This window comes from Halomonas alimentaria, assembly GCF_009902005.1.
GTDB classification, from domain to species: Bacteria; Pseudomonadota; Gammaproteobacteria; order Pseudomonadales; family Halomonadaceae; genus Halomonas; species Halomonas alimentaria.
This window is the reverse complement of record NZ_WUTT01000001.1, coordinates 1,480,570-1,497,906: the sequence shown is the minus strand read 5'-3', so window position 1 is coordinate 1,497,906 and position 17,337 is coordinate 1,480,570. Positions and strand designations below refer to the sequence as shown.

Here is a 17,337-nt window from a genome sequence, read left to right as displayed (position 1 = left end):
GCGCCTTCACCTGGGGTTGATCTAGGCTCACCCGAGATCGGCCGGGGTCATAAAGCGCGCCAGGCGGGCGCAGCCCGCCGCCCACACCTCGGCCTCGAGTTCCGCCACCCCGGCGGTGGGAAAGGCGAGGCCAAGATCCGCTCGTCCCTCGACCAGCAGCCCGGTGAGTGCCCCGACCAGCGGCATATGGCTGACCAGCAGCAAAGGCCGTCCGGGCGACTGCTCGAGCAGCCAGTCGGCCACCGCCTGAGGCGGGTCATCCGGTGTGATCAGGGGGAGCGTCTCGACCTCTGCCTCCAGCGCCTCGGCCAGCGCCGCGGCACTTTGCCGGGCGCGTCGGTAGGGACTCGCCAGCAGGCGCAGACCGGCCAGGGCGTCGCGGTCGGCAAGCCATGCCGCCATGCGCCGCACCTCCTGCTGGCCATGGCCGGTCAGCTCACGCTCGACGTCGGGGTGGCCCGGCCCCGCCTCGCCGTGGCGCATGATCAGCAGCCGTTCAGCCATGCCCGCCCCCCTTGGCACCCTGCGTGGCGCCCTCCTGCTCGCGGTGGGCACGCTGCACGTCCTCCCGGGCCAGCACGAACTCCACATCGCTGCTCTGCTCGCCCAGCATCAGCAGCCGCGCCATCTCCTTGGCCGGCACGCCCCGGAACAGCACCTGGTAGAGCCCCTCGGCCAGCGGCATGTAGATGCCCTCGGCGCGCGCCTTGTCGCGCACCAGGCGCACGGTATTGACCCCCTCGGCCACCTGGCCCAGGGCATCCACCGCCTCGTCGAGGGACTTACCCTCGCCCAGGGCATAACCGACCCGGTAGTTGCGCGAAAGCCTCGAGGAGCAGGTCACGATCAGGTCCCCCACCCCAGCCAGCCCCAGGAAGGTCATGGGGTTAGCGCCCTGGGACACGGCGAAGCGGCTCATCTCGGCCAGCGCCCGGGTCATCAGCATGCTGCGGGTGTTCTCGCCCATGCCCAGGGCCGCGGCCATGCCGGCGGCGATGGCGTAGATGTTCTTCAGCGCTCCGCCGAGCTCGACACCGAAACGGTCGTTGCTGGCATAGACCCGGAAGTAGTCACAGCCGAGTGCCGTCTGCACCCGGGTACGGGTCTCGGGGTCATCACTGGCGATCACCGTGGCGGTGAGCTGCTTGTCGGCCACCTCGGAGGCGAGGTTGGGCCCCGAGATCACCCCGATATGCGGAAAGCCGGTCTCCTCCTCGAGGATCTGGCTCATCAGCTTGAATCCCTCCTCCTGGATACCCTTGGTGGTGCTGACGAGTATCTGGTCGGGGGTCAGGTGGGGGCGCGCCTGGCGCACCACATCCCCAAATGCCTTGGAGGGAATGGCCACCAGCACCAGGCCGGCACCGGGCAGCACCTCGGCCATCTCGGTGGAGGCCACCACCGCCGGGTTGATGGCATAGTCAGGCAGGTAGCGACCGTTGATGTGCTCGCGGTTGATCTGCTCGGTCAGCGCTGGGTCGCGCAGCCACTGGCGCACCTCGGCACCGTTGTCGGCGGCGATGCTGGCCAGGGCAGTGCCGAAGCTGCCACCGCCCAGCACCGCCACCCGCATGCGTTCCTCTGCCATGATGAACCCCGCAGGAGATGAATGGATGAATGTGGGGATTGTAGCGAAAAAGACGCCCGGACCGTGACCGGCCCGGGCGTCCCGGAGTACGGCCCCTGACGGGACCGTGATCGAGATTGACGAGAACGTCAGTCGACGAGAGGCAGCAGGTCGTCGATGCTCTTGCGTGCGTCACCATAGAACATCCGGGTGTTCTCCTTGAAGAACAGCGGGTTCTCGATACCGGAGTAGCCGGTACCCTGGCCGCGTTTGCTGACGAACACCTGCTTGGCCTCCCACACCTTCAGCACCGGCATGCCGGCGATGGGGCTGTTGGGATCCTCCTCGGCGGCCGGATTGACGATATCGTTGGAGCCGATGACGATCACCACGTCAGTGGAGGAGAAGTCATCGTTGATCTCGTCCATCTCCAGCACGATGTCGTAAGGCACCTTGGCCTCCGCCAGCAGCACGTTCATGTGCCCGGGCAGGCGTCCCGCCACCGGATGGATACCGAAACGCACGTTCTTGCCCGCGGCGCGCAGCTTGCGGGTCAGCTCGCTGACCGCGTTCTGCGCCTGGGCCACCGCCATGCCATAGCCCGGCACGATGATCACGCTGTCGGCATCGTTGAGGGCGCTGGCCACACCGCCCGCGTCGATGGCGACCTGCTCGCCTTCGATCTCAGCCGCCGGCCCCTGGGTGCCGCCGAAGCCACCGAGGATGACGTTGAGGAAGTTGCGGTTCATCGCCTTGCACATGATGTACGACAGGATGGCACCGGAGGAGCCCACCAGGGCACCGGTGACGATCAGCAGGTCGTTGGAGAGCGTGAAGCCGATAGCCGCCGCGGCCCAGCCGGAGTAGCTGTTGAGCATCGACACCACCACCGGCATATCGGCGCCGCCGATGCCCATGATCAGGTGATAGCCGATGAAGAACGCCAGGGCGGCGATCAGCAGCAGGGTCCAGAAGCCCGCACCATTGAGATAGAGGATGGCCAGCAGCAGCGAGAGCACCGCGGCGCCGGCATTGAGCATGTGGCCACCGGGCAGCTGACGGGGCTTGCCGTCGATCTTGCCGGCCAGCTTGCCGAAGGCGATGATCGAACCGGTAAAGGTCACCGCGCCGATGAACACGCCCAGCACCACCTCGACTTGCAGGAACATCAGCTCGTCCGGCGCCTTGGTAGCCACCAGGCCGGCGAAGGCCGAGAACTGGTCGGTGCCCGCCTCGATGGCGCGGGCCGCCAGTACGCGCCGCCGCTCCAGGTCGGCGCTCCAGCCGACAAACACCGCGGCCAGGCCGACGAAGCTGTGCAACGCCGCCACCAACTGCGGCATCTCGGTCATGTCGACCTTCTTGGCCACATAGACGCCGACGGCGGCGCCGATGACCATCATCGGGATCATCCAGCCGTAGGCGCCGATACCCGGGCCAAAGGCGGTAAAGAACACCGCCACCGCCATGCCGACGATGCCGTACCACACCGCCCGCTTGGCCTTCTCCTGATTGCTCAATCCCCCCAGGGAGAGGATGAACAGTACACTTGCCGCGATCGCCGCGGCAGACACGAATCCTTGACTCAGCATGGGTTGTCTCCGCGGTTCACGATTTCTGGAACATGGCCAGCATCCGGCGTGTCACCAGGAAGCCGCCCACGATATTGATGGTCGCCACCAGCACCGAGATGGCCGCCATCAGCGTTACCAGCCCGCTGCCCGAACCGATCTGCAGTATCGCCCCCAGGATGATGATCCCGGAGATGGCATTGGTCACCGCCATCAGCGGCGTATGCAGCGAGTGGCTGACGCCCCAGATCACCTGGAAGCCGACGAAGCAGGCCAGCGCGAAGACGATGAAGTGCTGCATGAAGGAGGCCGGGGCCACCTGGCCGAGCAGCAGCATCAGTGCGCCGCCCACCCCGAGCAGGGTCACCTGGCGCTTGGTCTGGGCCTTGAAGGTAGCCAGTTCGGCGGCCTTCTTCTCCTCGGGCGTCGGCTCCTTCTCCTTGGGCTTGGGCTTGGCCGCGGCAATCGCCTTGACCTTGGGCGGCGGCGGCGGGAAGGTGACCTCGCCGGCGTGGGTCACCGTGGCACCACGGATGACGTCGTCCTCCATGTCGTGGACGATCTGGCCATCCTTCTCCGGCGTCAGGTCGGTGAGCATGTGGCGAATGTTGGTGGAGTAGAGCAGCGACGACTGGGTCGCCATGCGCGACGGGAAGTCGGTGTAGCCGACCACCGTCACGCCGTTGTCGGTCACCACCTTCTCGTCGGGCACCGTGAGGTCACAGTTGCCGCCCTTCTCGGCTGCCAGGTCGATAATCACCGAGCCCGGCTTCATGGCCTTGACCATGTCCTCGAGCCACAGCTTGGGCGCGGGGCGGCCAGGGATCAGCGCCGTGGTGATGACGATATCGATATCCGGGGCCTGCTCGCGGAAACACTCCATCTGCTTCTCGCGGAACTCCGGGCTGGAGGGGGCCGCATAACCGCCGGTCTCGGCACCGTCCTGGCTCTCCTCGAAGTCGAGGAACAGGAACTCGGCGCCCATGGATTCGATCTGCTCGGCCACCTCGGGACGCACGTCGAAGGCGCGCACCACGGCACCCAGGCTGGTGGCGGTACCGATGGCGGCGAGACCCGCCACGCCGGCGCCGACCACCAGCACCTTGGCCGGCGGCACCTTGCCGGCGGCGGTCACCTGGCCGGTGAAGAAGCGTCCGAAGTTGTTGCCCGCCTCGATCACCGCGCGATAGCCGGCGATGTTGGCCATGGATGACAGGGCATCCATCTTCTGGGCACGCGAGATGCGCGGCACCATGTCCATGGCCACCACGGTGGCGCCCTGGGCACGGCACTTCTCGAGCATTTCCTCGTTCTGGGCCGGCCAGAAGAAGCTGATCAGGGTCTGGCCCTGGCGCAGGTGCTTGACCTCCGCCTCCTCGGGCTCGCGGACCTTGATCACCACCTCGGCGTCGGACCACAGCGCCTCGGCGCCGTCGACGACGTTGACGCCGGCGTCACGGTAGGCCTGGTCGTCGAAGCCGGCGGCCACGCCGGCACCGCTCTCGATCAGGCAGTCATGTCCAAGCTTCTGGATGAACTTCGCGCTGTCAGGGGTCAGCGCGACGCGCGCCTCGCCCTTGGCGAGCTCCCTGGGTGCACCAATCTTCACGTTGGATCTCCCGGTTGGTTATTGAAATCATGCATAGGGCAGTCTTTTTATTCATACCTGACAATGCCGCATTGCACAACCGTCGAATCTCCGTCGAAGGCTCCTGCAATGCCAGGTCATCACTCTGAAAAAGAGGCATAAACCGACGCTGACGGGAAACCGGGAAAAAGGCAAGTGACAGAATCGCGCAGGCCGCCCGAAGGCGGCCTGCAAAGGCGAATAAAGCTGGCGGGGTCAGGCGCTCAACATGGCGTTGAGGCGCTTGACGTAGGCGGCCGGGTCATCGAGATGGCCACCCTCGGCGATGATCGCCTGGTCGAGCAGGATATGGGCCAGGTCGGCGAAGCCCTCGCCCTCGGCGCCCTCGAGGCGAGCCACCAGCGCATGCTCGGGGTTGAGCTCGAGGATCGGCTTGACCTCGGGCAGCGGCTGGCCGGCGGCCTCCATGATGCGGCGCATCTGGAAGCCCATCTCATGCTCGGGCAGCACCACGCAGGCCGGCGAGTCGGTGAGGCGATGGGTCACCTTGACCTCCTGGACGGTCTCGCCCAACGCTTCCTTGACCCGCTTGACCAGGTCCTGCTTGGCCTTGGCGGTCTCCTCCTGGGCCTTCTTCTCCTCCTCGCCCTCGATCTCGCCGAGGTCGAGCTCGCCCTTGGCCACGTCGACGAAGCTCTTGCCGTCGAACTCGGTGAGGTGGCTCATCAGCCATTCGTCGATGCGGTCATGCAGCAGCAGCACCTCGATGCCCTTCTTGCGGAAGATCTCCAGATGGGGGCTGGACTTGGCCGCGTTGAAGCCGTCGGCGACGATGTAGTAGATCTTCTGCTGCCCCTCCTGCATGCGCTCGATGTAGTCGGCCAGCGACTGGTCCTGGGTGGCGCTGTCGGTATGCGTGGTGGAGAAGCGCAACAGGCCGGCGATCTTCTCGCGGTTGGCGAAGTCCTCCGCCGGACCCTCCTTGAGCACGCTGCCGAAGGTGTTCCAGAAGGTCTGGTAGCCCTCCTTGTCCTTGGCCAGCTTCTTGAGCATGTCCAGCGCCCGCTTGGTCAGCGCGGACTTGATCTTCTCGACCTGGGGATCCTGCTGCAGCAGCTCGCGGGAGACGTTGAGCGACAGGTCCCGGGTATCCAGCACGCCCTTGATGAAGCGCAGGTAGAGCGGCAGGAACTGCTCGGCGTCGTCCATGATGAAGACGCGCTGCACGTAGAGCTTCACGCCCCGGGCGCCGTCGCGCTCATAGAGGTCGAAGGGTGCCCGGCCCGGCACATAGAGCAGGCTGGTGTACTCGAGCTTGCCCTCGACCTTGTTGTGGCTCCAGGTCAGCGGATCCGAGAAGTCGTGGGCGACGTGCTTGTAGAAGGCCTGGTACTCGTCGTCGGAGATCTCGCTCTTGGGACGCACCCACAGGGCGGTGGCCTCGTTGACCGTTTCCCAGGTGACGGTCTCGCTACCCTCGATCTCGTTGCCCTCCTCGTCGCGGGCGGCCTCGACCTTCGGCATGCGCACCGGCACCTCGATATGGTCGGAGTACTTGCGCACCAGGCTCTGCAGGCGGAAGTCGTCGGCGAACTCCTGGGCGTCGGCCTTGAGGTGCAGCACGATCTCGGTACCGTGTGCCTCGCGCTCGATGTCGGCGACGGTGAACTCCCCTTCGCCCTTCGAGCGCCACTCGACGCCCTCGGCGTGGTCGCTGCCCGCCTTGCGGGTGCGCACCGAGACCTCGTCGGCGACGATGAAGCCGGAGTAGAAGCCCACGCCGAACTGGCCGATCAGGCGGGCGTCCTTCTGCTGCTCACCGGAGAGCTGCTTGAGGAACTCGGCGGTACCGGAGCGGGCGATGGTGCCGAGGTTGGAGATCACCTCGTCGCGGCTCATGCCGATGCCGTTGTCGCGCACGGTGACGGTGCCCGCCTCGGCATCGTGCTCGATCTCGATGCGCAGCTCGCTGTCGCCTTCGTAGAGGGCGTCGTTGTCCAGCGCCGCGTAGCGCAGCTTGTCGCAGGCGTCGGCGGCGTTGGAGATCAGCTCGCGCAGGAAGATCTCCCGGTTGGAGTACAGGGAGTGGATCATCAGGTGCAGCAGCTGCTTCACCTCGGTCTGGAAGCCGAGGGTCTCTTCATGTTGCGTGGCGGTAGTCATGTAGCGTGAACCCCTTCTTTCGACATGACGACGGTGGACGGGCCACCGACTCGGAACTGGCAGTCGATATGGGGTTGCGATGGCGCTTTTCAAGCCTCGAGCTGAGTCATTCCTGATAGTTCGCGGGATCCCCCAGCACGAAATGCAGTCGCGCGGTGGCCACCGGCGCGGCGGCATCCTTCTGCCAGGCGGTGACCGTGACATTGGCCAGGCGTCGCCCCTCGCGCAGCAGCGAACAGCGGGCATAGGTAGGCACCAGGCGAGCGGTACGCAGGTAGTCGATGGAGACATCGACGACGCGCGGCAGGCGCGGCTCCCGGGAAGCCAGCATCAGGTCGAGCGTCGCCGCGGTCTCCATGAAGGCCGCTACCACCCCGCCATGCAGTGCCGGCAGCATCACGTTGCCGACGTTCCCCGGCTGGGGGTCGAGGCGGAACAGCAGCCCCTCGCCCTGCGCCTCCGGCTGCGCCGATACCCCGATGCGCCGCGCATAGGGCATCAGCTCGAGCCATGCCGCCAGATCGCGATCGTCACGGGTCCTGGCCAGCCACTCCACACCATAAATACCCTCAGGCATGGTCATTCTCCTCGGCAAACAGCGCCTGAGCGAACTCCGGCGGCGTGTTGCGCGGCCCCAGCCGCACGAAGTTACCGACGGCCCGGGCCACGTCACCCTGCCCCGACTGCCAGACCCGTCCCTCGGTGAACACCACCGAGGCGGTGACACGCAGCGCGCGCGCCTCCACCAGCAGGTCGAGGCCGGCCACCGCCGGACGGAAGTGGTCGACACGCAGGTCCAGGGTCGGACACACCTCCGGCGCCGGCAGCGCAGGCAGCACCGCCGAGCCGCAGGCGGTATCCAGCAGCATGGTCAGCACCCCGCCGTGGACCAGGCCGCGAGCGCTGTCGCCCAGCAAGTCCTCGTGCCAGGGCAGGCGCATGCGGGTCAGCCGTGGCGACGCCTCGAGCACCTCGAGGCCCAGCTCACGGGTATGCGGGATCACGTTGACGAAGCGGCTCAGGGCGCGCCGCCAGTCGGCATCGGTGGGAGAAGTCATGCGGGTCGGGCTCGTCTCGCTGGTCGATCAAACGATCGTATCAGGTCGTGGAGGCATCGTCCTCGTTCGCGTCCACCCCGCCCTCGCGCCAGGCGCGATAGGGCCCAAGGGCGGCGTCAACCCGGGTCAGCAGCCAGCCCACGATCACCGCGTCATCGAGCACACCCACCAGCACCAGGAAGTCGGGGATCAGGTCCAGGGGAGAGACCAGATAGACCAGCGCGGCGAGCATCCACAGGATCGCCGCCCAGGGCACGGGGCGATAGCGACCACGCAGCACGTCGCCGAGCATCGGCACAAACAGCTTCAGGGCCCGGACGATCTGGCCGATCACCCGGGAACGCCCGCGCAGCCGCGTCTTCAACTTGCCGCCCTTGCCTGCCATAGGCTCCTCCTTGCCACTCCTGCCTAACAGGACTCCACGATAGGCGATTCCCGGTCGCGGCGACAGTCTCGACGCGTTGTCGTGCACGGGCGACACTATCCCCGAGTTCCCCCATCGGCGAGGATGGTGGTTTGCACGAGAATCGACGCTGGAGGGTTCCCATGTCCCTGCGCTTCCCCGTTTCCTGGCGTGCCCTGGCCGCCGCCACCCTGGCCTGCCTGCCACTGCTGGCCCAGGCCGATGACCGCAGCATGCGCGAGGCACTGCAGGCGGCCCGGGCCGGCGACTGGCACAAGGTCGACGAGACAGCCATTCGCGACCATGAGCTGGCCGGCTACGTGGCATATCACCGCCTGCGTGACCGCCTGCCGGATGTCGAGCCGCAGCGGGTACTCGCATTCATCGCCGACCACGACGACTCCCCCCTCGCCGACTGGATGCGCGGCCAGGCCATCGACGAGTATGGCCAGGCCGAACGCCACGCCTACCTGCTGGAAGTCGCCGACGGGGAGCCCGAAGGCACCGCCCGGCGCTGCCACTACTACACCGCCCTGCTCGGCCGCGACCCCGCCACGGCCGCCACGGGAGGTCGCGAGCTTTGGCGCGTCGGCCGCTCCCAGCCCGAGGCCTGCGACAGCCTCTTCGACACCCTGCGCAGCCGCGGCGAGATCGGCGAACAGCAGGTCTGGGAGCGTCAGATGCTCGCCTGGCAGGCCGGCGAGAGCGGGCTGGCGAGCTATCTGGGTCGCCAGCTGGGCAGCCGCTGGCAGTCCGCCCAGGAGGCGATGAGCCGCGTGCAGGACGATTACGCCGCGATCACCCGGGTCCCCGACTGCCTCGGCCCCGACTGCCTCGGCAGCGGCCCGTTCTTCGTCGCCGCCATGCATGGCTATGTGCGCGCCGATACCGAGGAGGCACTGAGGGCCTGGCGCCAGATCGCCCCGCGGCTGCAGCTCACGGTCGAGCACCGCCAGGCGATCCAGCGCGATCTGATCTTCTATTCACTGGTGCGCGAGATAGACGCCAATCGCGCCTGGGTCGACGCCGCCCTCCCCGACCTGCCAGATCCTGAACTGCTCGAGCTGCGGGTACGCACCGCCCTGGCCGATCGTGACTGGCGAGGCGTCATCGACTGGGTCCAGCGCATGCTGGAGGAGACGCGTCGCGACGAACGCTGGCAGTACTGGCTGGGGCGCGCCTACGAACAGCTCGGCGACGAGGCCAGCGCCGGGCGTGCCTATGCGGCCGCCGCCGCGGGACGCAGCTTCTACGGTTTCTCTGCCGCCGACAGGCTGGGCCGTCCCTACGCCCTCAACATGGAGCGCAATACCTTCGACGCCGCCTACCGCGAACAGGTGTCCCGCTGGCCCGTGGTAAGGCGCACCGAGGCCCTGCTGCGGATCGACGAGCCGGGGCTGGCCGCCAGCGAGTGGTATGCGGCGGTGCGGCGGGCCGGTCCACGGGATGCCCGCGCCCTGGGCGACTACGCCGAGCGCCGCGGCTGGCACGCCAAGCTGGTGCAGACCACCATCGCTGGCCAGCTGTGGGACGCCCTCGAATGGCGCTTTCCCGAGGCCTATCGCGAGCACTTCATGGAGTGGGGGCGCAGGACGGGGGTCGACCCCTACCTGCTGATGGGTATCGCCCGTCGCGAGAGCGCCTACAACCCCGAGGCGGTATCCCCGGCCGGCGCCCGAGGGCTGATGCAGGTCATGCCCGGCACCGCCACCCAGCTGGCCCGTCAGCTGGGCATCGCCGACCCCGGCGCCTACGGCGTGCTCGACCCGCAGACCAACATCCGCCTGGGCAGCACCTATATCCGCGACATGCTCGAGCGCTACAGTGGCAACCGCCTGGCCGCCACGGCGGCCTACAACGCCGGCCCCGGCCGGGTGGACCGCTGGCTCGCGGAGGGCGCCCCCCGGGAGTTCGACCTCTTCGTGGAGAGCATCCCCTTCCGCGAGACACGCAACTACGTGCAGGCGGTGCTCACCTACCGGGCGATCTTCGAGAGCCTGGCCAACGGCGGCAACAGCGAGGGGGTCTCGATGCTCACTCCCGCGGAGAAGACGGTGCGCTACGACGGCTCGTTGCTGGCCAGGAACTGAAGCCGTAAGCCGTAAGCCGTAAGCCGTAAGCCGTAAGCCGTAAGCCAGGGTGTAGCCACCAGGGCTTGCGGCTGGGGTTTCCTTACAGCGTAAAGCTTAAGGCTTACAGCTCCGGACGCAGTCCGGTTTAGCCGGGAGAGCGCTCGAGCGCCAGCCTGACGCCGAAGGCAATCAGCACCGCGCCGGTCAGCCCGTTGAGCCAGCGCGCGAAGGCCGGGCTGGCCAGCAGCCGCCCAGCCCCACCCACCATCAGCGCCACCCCCACCTGCCAGATATTGGCGATCACGAAGTGCACCCCGGCCAGAAACAGCGACTTGGCCAGCGCCGGATCCCCGGGCGCGATGAACTGCGGCAGGAAGGCCATGTAGAAGACCACGGTCTTGGGGTTGAGCACGTTGGAGAGCAGCCCCTCGCGCAGGGGCTTCCAGGCGGGCACCGCACGACGCTCGCGGCTCACCCCTGCCACCGGCAGGCCCCGGCCGCGGCGGGCCGCCAACAGGGCCTGAACCCCCAACCAGATCAGGTAGGCGGCGCCGGCCAGCTTGAGCAACCCGAAGGCCCAGGCCGACTGCAGCAGGATCAGCGAGATGCCCAGGGCCGAGACGGCGGCATGCACGAAGAGCCCGCAGCAGATCGCCAGGCTGGTCAGCACCCCATCACGCACCCCGCCCCGGGCGGTGTTGCGGATCACCAGCAGGGTATCGACCCCCGGGGTGACCGAGAGCAGGGTGATGGCCACCAGGAAGGGCCAGAACTGGGCATCGACCAGCATGCTGCCCTATCCCGCGCGGCGTGCGTGGCGCATCGAGATCTGGTCGTTGAGGGTCCAGAAATCGTAGAGCACGCCCAGTCCCAGCAGACCGAAGGTCAGCAGATAGAGGATCCCGGTCAACCACTTGCCCTGATAGAAGCGGTGCAGGCCGAACACCCCGAGGAAGGTCAGCAACAGCCAGGCCAGTGAGTAGTTGATCGGCCCCGAGGTAAAGCGCAGGTCCGCCTGGCGATCCATGGACGGAATCAGGAAGAGGTCGATCAGCCAGCCGATCCCCAGCAGGCCGAGGGTAAAGAACCAGATGGTGCCGGTCACCGGCTTGCCGTAGTAGAAGCGGTGGGCACCGAGGAAGCCGAACAGCCACAGCAGGTAGCCGAGCAGCATGCTGTGGGTGTCACGCGAGGCGAGTGGGGTTGCAGTCATGGCGATCTCGAGGGTGGTGGAAACAGTGGCCCGGGGGCGCTGGACGCCTCCGGGCTTTCCAACTAGAGTGACCTTGCGGGCTCGGCATAGTCTCCCTGCGACGCGCAGCGTGCGCAAGTCTGGCCGAGGCACCGCGATCGATGCACTGGTCGGCGAAAATGGGGGCAGTGAACGCTGTCTTCTCGCCTGCCAGGCACCGCGGCAATGGCGCGATCGACGCGCTGGCGCCGGCAACACCATCCGTATGTTAAGGAAATCGACAAATGGCAACTGGCACTGTCAAGTGGTTCAACGACACCAAGGGCTACGGCTTCATCTCCCCGGACGACGGCGGCGATGACCTGTTCGCGCACTTCTCCGAGATTCAGGCTGAAGGCTTCAAGTCCCTGCAGGATGGCCAGAAGGTCACCTTCGAGGTGACCCAGGGCAAGAAGGGCCTTCAGGCCTCCAACATCCGGCCCGCCGACTGAGCGTCAACTCGACGGAACGGCGCCGCCGAACCAACGAGCAAGGCCCACCAGACGGTGGGCCTTCTTGCTTCTGGTGACGACATCCTGAGACGAACCCTCGGCGTGCGAGGCCCGGGCCGGCGGGGCGTTACTCTGCGACGGCCTCATCGGCGGTCGTATCACCCTCCATGGGTTCGACGTTGAAGTCCTCGAATTCCGGCACTTCCCGCTCCATCTCCTCGAACTGCTGCTCCAGTTCACGCTGGGCCTCCTCGAAGCGACGCTCCTGCTCCTCGATGATGGCGTCAATATCCGATTCGCCCGCACCCTCACCGGTCAGAGGATCCTCACCGAGGGAAGAGTCGATGTCGATGCTGCTCTCGAAGTCATCGCCCTCCATGGGTTCGGGCACCGAAGTTTCCTGCTCGGCCTGCTCGAACTGCTCGTCGATGCGCTGCTGGGCCTCCTCGAAGCGCCGCTCGGTCTCCTCGATGATGGCATCGACATCCTCGCGAGTGGCCTCGCCGGGCAGGGCGCCCTCTTCCTCCAGGGCGTCCTCGGGAGACTCTCCCAGGGAGTCGACATCGGCGGAGACCTCGACGTCGGCCGACATGGTCTCGGACTCCCCCTCCTCGGCGGGAGGCGCCTCTTCCGCGGCCTGCCCATCCGCACTCGAGTCATCCGACTCCGCGACGGCCGGCGCCTGCTCCTCCGCCGCCTGCTCCTCCGGCACCTGTTCCGCCGGCTGTGACGCATCGCCACCGCCGGTCGATTCATCGCCGTTGCCGCAGCCGGCCAGCCCCAAGGCCAGCAGCGTGGCCAGCAGGGTCGGCTTCCAGAATGTAGTCGTCATCCAAGCGTCTCCGTCACGAAAAGGGCTCATTGCAGCAGAGCGGACCATCCCTCGCAAGCCGACTTATGCCTCATCGAGTGCCCCCAGCGGCAGCGGGACCCCCAGGGTCCAGGCCACCGCTCGCAGCAGTTCGGCCTCCCGGGGTTCGACCCGCCCATCCTGTTCCACGCAGCAGACCATGGCGGCAAGCAGCGGTGCCCGCTCCTCGTTGCGCAGCCGCGCCAGGCGCTCCAGCGCCCAGTCCAGCTCGCGGGGAGTGGCCGGCTCGACGACCAGGTCCAGCGACACGCCCAGCACCGAGGCGATCCGCTCCAGGGCCGCCTGTGCCGCATCTCGCTCGGCCTGCCCCGCCAGGGCCAGGGTCGAGAGCAGGCGGGAGAGCGGACCGGCCAGGTCGGCCAGGCGCCGGTCACGGTGGGCGCGGCGCTCCCCATCCAGCCCCGACCTGACCAGCCGGTGAAGCGCCCACTGCAGGGCACCCGGCGCCTCCTCGGCGGCCATCAGCCCATCCAGGCAGGCACGGAAGCGTGCCCCCTGGGCGGGGCTCAATGCACGCAGTGCGGGAAGCGCCAGCTCGATCAGCGGCAGCCGGTCGCCGGGCGACAGGCCCGCCAGCGGCTCGGCCAGGGCCTCCAGCTCGACCAGCACCTCGGGCAGCGCCTGGCGCTCGAGCACCGCTCGCTGGGCGTTGCGGCTGGCCGGGTCGACCCCCATCAGGATGGCATAGACCAGCGCCCTGGCCGCGAAGGGCTCGTGGGCCGCCTCGATCAGCCGCGCATCGAGCCCGGTCAGGCGCCGGCGGGCGCTGGCCAGCGCCGCATCGTCGGGGCGGCCGACACTGGCCACCGCGGCGGCCCCCAGTGCGGCCCCGGCCAGTGCCGCCCCACCGAGGGGAGTGGCATGGGAGGGCGTGGCCGGCGAGGACGGAGGCTCAGGAGCGGCCCTGGGCGTCGGTGCGAAGGGCTCGGGCAGGCGGCCGTCCCACCGCGGCAGCACGCGACGGATGCGCGCCTCCAGCGGCGGGTGGGTCGCCGTGAATCGGCTCAGGCTGCGCACGCCACTGCCGAAATAGAGATGGCTGAACTCGGCGGCATTGGCCGCCAGCAGGTGCGAGCCGAGGCGATAGGCGGCCAGGGTCTGGAGGGCCCCGCCGATGCCTTCGGGGTTGCGGGTGTACTGCACGGCACTGGCATCGGCCAGGAACTCGCGCTGGCGACTTACCGCCGCCTTGATCAGGTTGCCGCACAGGGTACCGGCGTAGCCCACCGCCATCAGCGCCACCCCCAGGCCCATGATCGCCACATGGCCACCGCGCCGGGAACCCCGACGCCGGCCGCCAGCGAGCCCGCGCAGCAGGAAGCGGCCCGCCAGGCCGATCACCAGGATGCCGTGGAGCAGCGCCACCAGGCGCAGGTTGAGGCGCATGTCGCCATGCAGGATATGGCTGAACTCATGGGCAATGACGCCCTGCAGCTGATCACGGTCGAGGTGCTCGATGGCGCCGCGGGTCACGCCGATGACGGCATCATGGGAGTCATGCCCGGCGGCGAAGGCATTGATGGCGGCGTCATCCAGAAGGTAGACCGCCGGCACCGGCATCCCCGAGGCGATGGCCATCTCCTCCACCACATGGAGCAGGCGCCGCTCATCCTCATCCCGGGTATCCAGTGCCAGGGGGCGCCCGCCCAGGGCCTCGGCCACCGCATAGCCGCCGACACGCAGCTGCAGGTGACGCACCAGGCCACCCAGCACCACGATGGCCACCACGCCCCCCGCCACCAGGGCGAAGAGCCTGGGCTCCAGCGCCGCCGCCAGCGGGTCACCGGCGCCCATCCGCTCCGGGTTCACCACCACCACGGCCAGCGCCACCAGCACGCAGGTCAGCACCACCAGGACCACGACGGCGAGCAGCAACAGCAGGACCAGCCGAGCCGAGAGCCGCCGGGCACGATCCTGGGCGGTAAAGAAGTCCATGCGGGGCCTCCGCTCAGAAGCTCACGCGGGGCGCGGCCTGGATCTCCGCACTGTCCTCGAACTCCAGCAGGGCGGCGTCCTGCTTGTGGCCGAAGGAGGCGGCCAGGATCACCGGCGGGAAGCTCTGCTTGTAGGTGTTGTACTGCATCACGGCATCGTTGAAGGCCTGGCGGGCGAAGGCGACGCGATTCTCGGTGCTGGTCAGGGTCTCGGAGAGCTGCTGCATGTTCTCCGAGGCCTTGAGATCCGGATAGGCCTCCATCACCACGTTGAGGCGCCCCAGGGCAGATCCCAGCGCCCCTTCGGCACCGGCCAGTTCGGCCATGGCGGCGGCATTGCCGGGATCCGCGGCGGCGTGCTTCAGGCCGACCTCGGCGGCATTGCGCGCCTCGGTCACCGCGGAGAGCGTCTCCCGCTCGTGGGCCATGTAGGCCCGCGCGGTCTCCACCAGATTGGGGATCAGGTCATGGCGCCGCTTGAGCTGCACCTCGATCTGCGCAAAGGCATTCTGGAAGCGGTTCTTCAGGGCCACCAGGCGATTGTAGATGCTGACGGCATAGATCAGCAGGGCAACCAGCAACACGACAGGCAGGATCAGCGAAAGGTCCATGGCGTCCTCATGTAGCATGCAGGCGACGCCGACCACCGGCGTCCTTGCCTAACCTTAGCCGCAGACGGTGCCGATGGCGATCACGGCGGGCCAGCCAGGAGCGCTCGACGGGGTTGAATCATCCTCGAGCGGTAACCTTCTCATGCAACGATGCCATTCAAGCACCGGCTTCCGTAAACTACTCATCACGTACGATGCATAGAACAGGGAGCGTCCATGATCGAACCGGCCTTTCTTCTCGCCGCCTTCATCGGCGGGTTTGCCGCCCTGGCCCTGCGCCTGCCCCCCTTGGTGGGCTTCCTGGTCGCCGGCTTCGCCCTCAACGCCCTGGGCTATGAAAATACCCCGCTGCTCGAGCTGATCTCCGACATCGGGGTCACCCTGCTGCTGTTCACCATTGGCCTCAAGCTCGATGTACGCACCCTGCTTCGCGGAGATGTCTGGGGCGGTGCCACCCTGCATATGCTGGGCTCGACGCTGCTGTTCTTCGGTCTGCTGGCGCTGTTCAAGGGCTGGGGACTGAGCCTGCTGGCCGACAGCCAGTGGCAGACACTGCTGCTGCTTGGCTTCGCCTTCTCCTTCTCGAGCACGGTGTTCGTGATCAAGGTGCTGGAGAAGCGCAGCGAGACCCAGACCGCCTATGGCCGCCTGGCCATCGGCGTACTGATCATGCAGGACATCTTCGCGGTGCTCTTCATCACCGGCTCTACCGGCAAGCTTCCAAGCCCCTGGGCGCTGGGCCTGGTGCTGTTGATCCCCCTCGCCCCGCTGCTGCGCCGACTGCTGGACCGTCTCGGCCATGGCGAGATGCAGATCCTCTTCGGCATGCTGCTCGCCCTGGTGCTGGGCTACTCCCTGTTCGAAGCACTCGGCGTCAAGGGGGATCTCGGCGCCCTGATCATCGGGCTGCTGCTGGCCCCACATCCAGCCGCTCAGACCCTGGCTCGCTCGATGTTCAACATCAAGGAATTGCTGCTGGTGGGCTTCTTCCTGGCCATCGGCCTCACCGCCATGCCGGATAGCTCGCACCTGGCCATGGCGCTGCTGCTGCTGGCGCTGCTGCCGCTCAAGAGCCTGCTCTACCTGCTGGTATTCATGCGTTTCCCGATGCGCAACCGCACCTCGATTCTGGCCACCCTGAGCCTCTCCAACTATTCCGAATTCGGCCTCATCGTGGGCGCCATCGCAGTCTCCGGCGGGCTGCTGACGGAAGAGTGGCTGGTGGTCATCTCGCTGGCGGTGGCACTGAGCTTCGGCCTCTCGGCGATGATCAACGCCGTCAGCGAGGGAATCTATCGCTGGTTGGCCAAGCGACTGCCAGGACGCGACTCCATGCAACTCACACCCAGCGACCGCCCCATCGAGGTGGGGGATGCCGAGGCGGTAGTGCTGGGCATGGGGCGCATCGGACGCAGCGTTTACCAGCGCCTCCAGAAGGAATACGGGCTACGAATCCTCGGCATCGACAGCAACCCGGCCAGCGTCAGGATGCTGACGGAACGTGGATTCAACGTGGTGGAAGGTGACGCTCTCGACTCCGACTTCTGGGACAAGCTGCTGATGTCTCCCGATGTGCACATGGTGGTACTGGCCATGCCGCATCACGCAGGCAACCTGTTTGCCATAAAGCAGCTGCGGTCGCGCCAGTTCCCCGGAAAGATCACCGCCGTGGTCGAGTTTCCCGAGGAGATCGATCCGATCCGCGAGTTGGGTGCCAGCGCCGTCTTCCATGTCTATGACGAGGCGGGCCGAGCCCTGGCCGACAGCGCCGCCGAGGAGTCAGGCATCGAGCCGGTTTCAAGCCAGCTCGGCTAAT

The 17,337-nt window shown here is 67.3% G+C and carries 16 protein-coding genes; 3 read left to right on the top strand and 13 right to left on the bottom strand.

The window, feature by feature from the left end; translation table 11 throughout:
- Window positions 1–27: 27 nt before the first annotated feature.
- The 8 genes from sixA to GRB96_RS07090 form a co-directional block, all read right to left on the bottom strand.
- On the bottom strand, window positions 28–504 hold the full coding sequence (gene sixA, locus GRB96_RS07125; RefSeq protein ID WP_161431492.1) for a phosphohistidine phosphatase SixA: 477 nt from the start codon (window positions 502–504) through the stop codon (window positions 28–30).
- A complete protein-coding gene (locus GRB96_RS07120) occupies window positions 497–1,588 on the bottom strand; it encodes an NAD(P)H-dependent glycerol-3-phosphate dehydrogenase (protein WP_161431491.1) in 1,092 nt (363 codons plus the stop codon). Before GRB96_RS07120 ends, sixA begins: the two co-directional genes overlap by 8 nt.
- Before the next feature lie 128 nt (window positions 1,589–1,716).
- Window positions 1,717–3,159: an NAD(P)(+) transhydrogenase (Re/Si-specific) subunit beta gene (locus GRB96_RS07115; RefSeq protein WP_161431490.1), complete on the bottom strand. Its 1,443-nt coding sequence runs from the start codon at window positions 3,157–3,159 to the stop codon at window positions 1,717–1,719.
- Between the two features lie 16 nt (window positions 3,160–3,175).
- Window positions 3,176–4,747 carry a Re/Si-specific NAD(P)(+) transhydrogenase subunit alpha gene (locus GRB96_RS07110; protein WP_161431489.1) on the bottom strand — a complete coding sequence of 524 codons (1,572 nt, stop codon included), beginning with the start codon at window positions 4,745–4,747 and terminating at the stop codon, window positions 3,176–3,178.
- A 234-nt stretch (window positions 4,748–4,981) separates the two neighbouring features.
- A complete protein-coding gene (htpG, locus tag GRB96_RS07105; protein WP_161431488.1) occupies window positions 4,982–6,889 on the bottom strand; it encodes a molecular chaperone HtpG in 1,908 nt (635 codons plus the stop codon).
- A 106-nt stretch (window positions 6,890–6,995) separates the two neighbouring features.
- The gene (locus GRB96_RS07100) at window positions 6,996–7,466 is read right to left on the bottom strand and encodes a PaaI family thioesterase (protein ID WP_161431487.1); all 471 of its coding nucleotides are present in this window, start codon (window positions 7,464–7,466) and stop codon (window positions 6,996–6,998) included.
- On the bottom strand, window positions 7,459–7,947 hold the full coding sequence (locus GRB96_RS07095; RefSeq protein WP_161431486.1) for a PaaI family thioesterase: 489 nt from the start codon (window positions 7,945–7,947) through the stop codon (window positions 7,459–7,461). The genes GRB96_RS07100 and GRB96_RS07095 overlap by 8 nt, the downstream gene beginning before the upstream one ends.
- A gap of 40 nt (window positions 7,948–7,987) precedes the next feature.
- Window positions 7,988–8,332 (bottom strand): YkvA family protein, encoded by a 345-nt coding sequence (locus GRB96_RS07090; RefSeq protein WP_161431485.1) that lies wholly within the window; start codon window positions 8,330–8,332, stop codon window positions 7,988–7,990.
- Window positions 8,333–8,493: 161 nt separating this feature from the next.
- On the opposite strand from GRB96_RS07090, the gene GRB96_RS07085 reads away from it, so the two are divergent.
- Window positions 8,494–10,440 (top strand): transglycosylase SLT domain-containing protein, encoded by a 1,947-nt coding sequence (locus tag GRB96_RS07085; protein ID WP_161431484.1) that lies wholly within the window; start codon window positions 8,494–8,496, stop codon window positions 10,438–10,440.
- A gap of 127 nt (window positions 10,441–10,567) precedes the next feature.
- Here the strand turns inward: GRB96_RS07085 and GRB96_RS07080 are convergent, their stop codons facing one another.
- Together GRB96_RS07080 and GRB96_RS07075 are read right to left on the bottom strand one after the other, a co-directional pair.
- Window positions 10,568–11,212 (bottom strand): LysE family translocator, encoded by a 645-nt coding sequence (locus tag GRB96_RS07080; protein ID WP_161431483.1) that lies wholly within the window; start codon window positions 11,210–11,212, stop codon window positions 10,568–10,570.
- A gap of 6 nt (window positions 11,213–11,218) precedes the next feature.
- Window positions 11,219–11,635 carry an NINE protein gene (locus GRB96_RS07075; protein WP_161431482.1) on the bottom strand — a complete coding sequence of 139 codons (417 nt, stop codon included), beginning with the start codon at window positions 11,633–11,635 and terminating at the stop codon, window positions 11,219–11,221.
- Between the two features lie 263 nt (window positions 11,636–11,898).
- On the opposite strand from GRB96_RS07075, the gene GRB96_RS07070 reads away from it, so the two are divergent.
- Entirely contained in the window at window positions 11,899–12,105 is a 207-nt protein-coding gene (locus GRB96_RS07070; RefSeq protein ID WP_023005630.1) for a cold-shock protein, read from the top strand.
- Window positions 12,106–12,232: 127 nt separating this feature from the next.
- Here the strand turns inward: GRB96_RS07070 and GRB96_RS07065 are convergent, their stop codons facing one another.
- The 3 genes from GRB96_RS07065 to GRB96_RS07055 form a co-directional block, all read right to left on the bottom strand.
- Window positions 12,233–12,937, bottom strand: coding sequence for a hypothetical protein (locus GRB96_RS07065; protein WP_161431481.1), 705 nt, complete (start codon window positions 12,935–12,937; stop codon window positions 12,233–12,235).
- 63 nt (window positions 12,938–13,000) lie between these two features.
- Window positions 13,001–14,911: a M48 family metallopeptidase gene (locus GRB96_RS07060; protein WP_161431480.1), complete on the bottom strand. Its 1,911-nt coding sequence runs from the start codon at window positions 14,909–14,911 to the stop codon at window positions 13,001–13,003.
- A gap of 13 nt (window positions 14,912–14,924) precedes the next feature.
- Window positions 14,925–15,521, bottom strand: a complete 597-nt coding sequence (locus GRB96_RS07055) for a LemA family protein (RefSeq protein ID WP_161431479.1) — start codon at window positions 15,519–15,521, stop codon at window positions 14,925–14,927.
- Between the two features lie 216 nt (window positions 15,522–15,737).
- On the opposite strand from GRB96_RS07055, the gene GRB96_RS07050 reads away from it, so the two are divergent.
- Window positions 15,738–17,336, top strand: a complete 1,599-nt coding sequence (locus GRB96_RS07050; protein ID WP_205743504.1) for a cation:proton antiporter family protein — start codon at window positions 15,738–15,740, stop codon at window positions 17,334–17,336.
- The last annotated feature ends 1 nt before the right edge of the window (window position 17,337 follow it).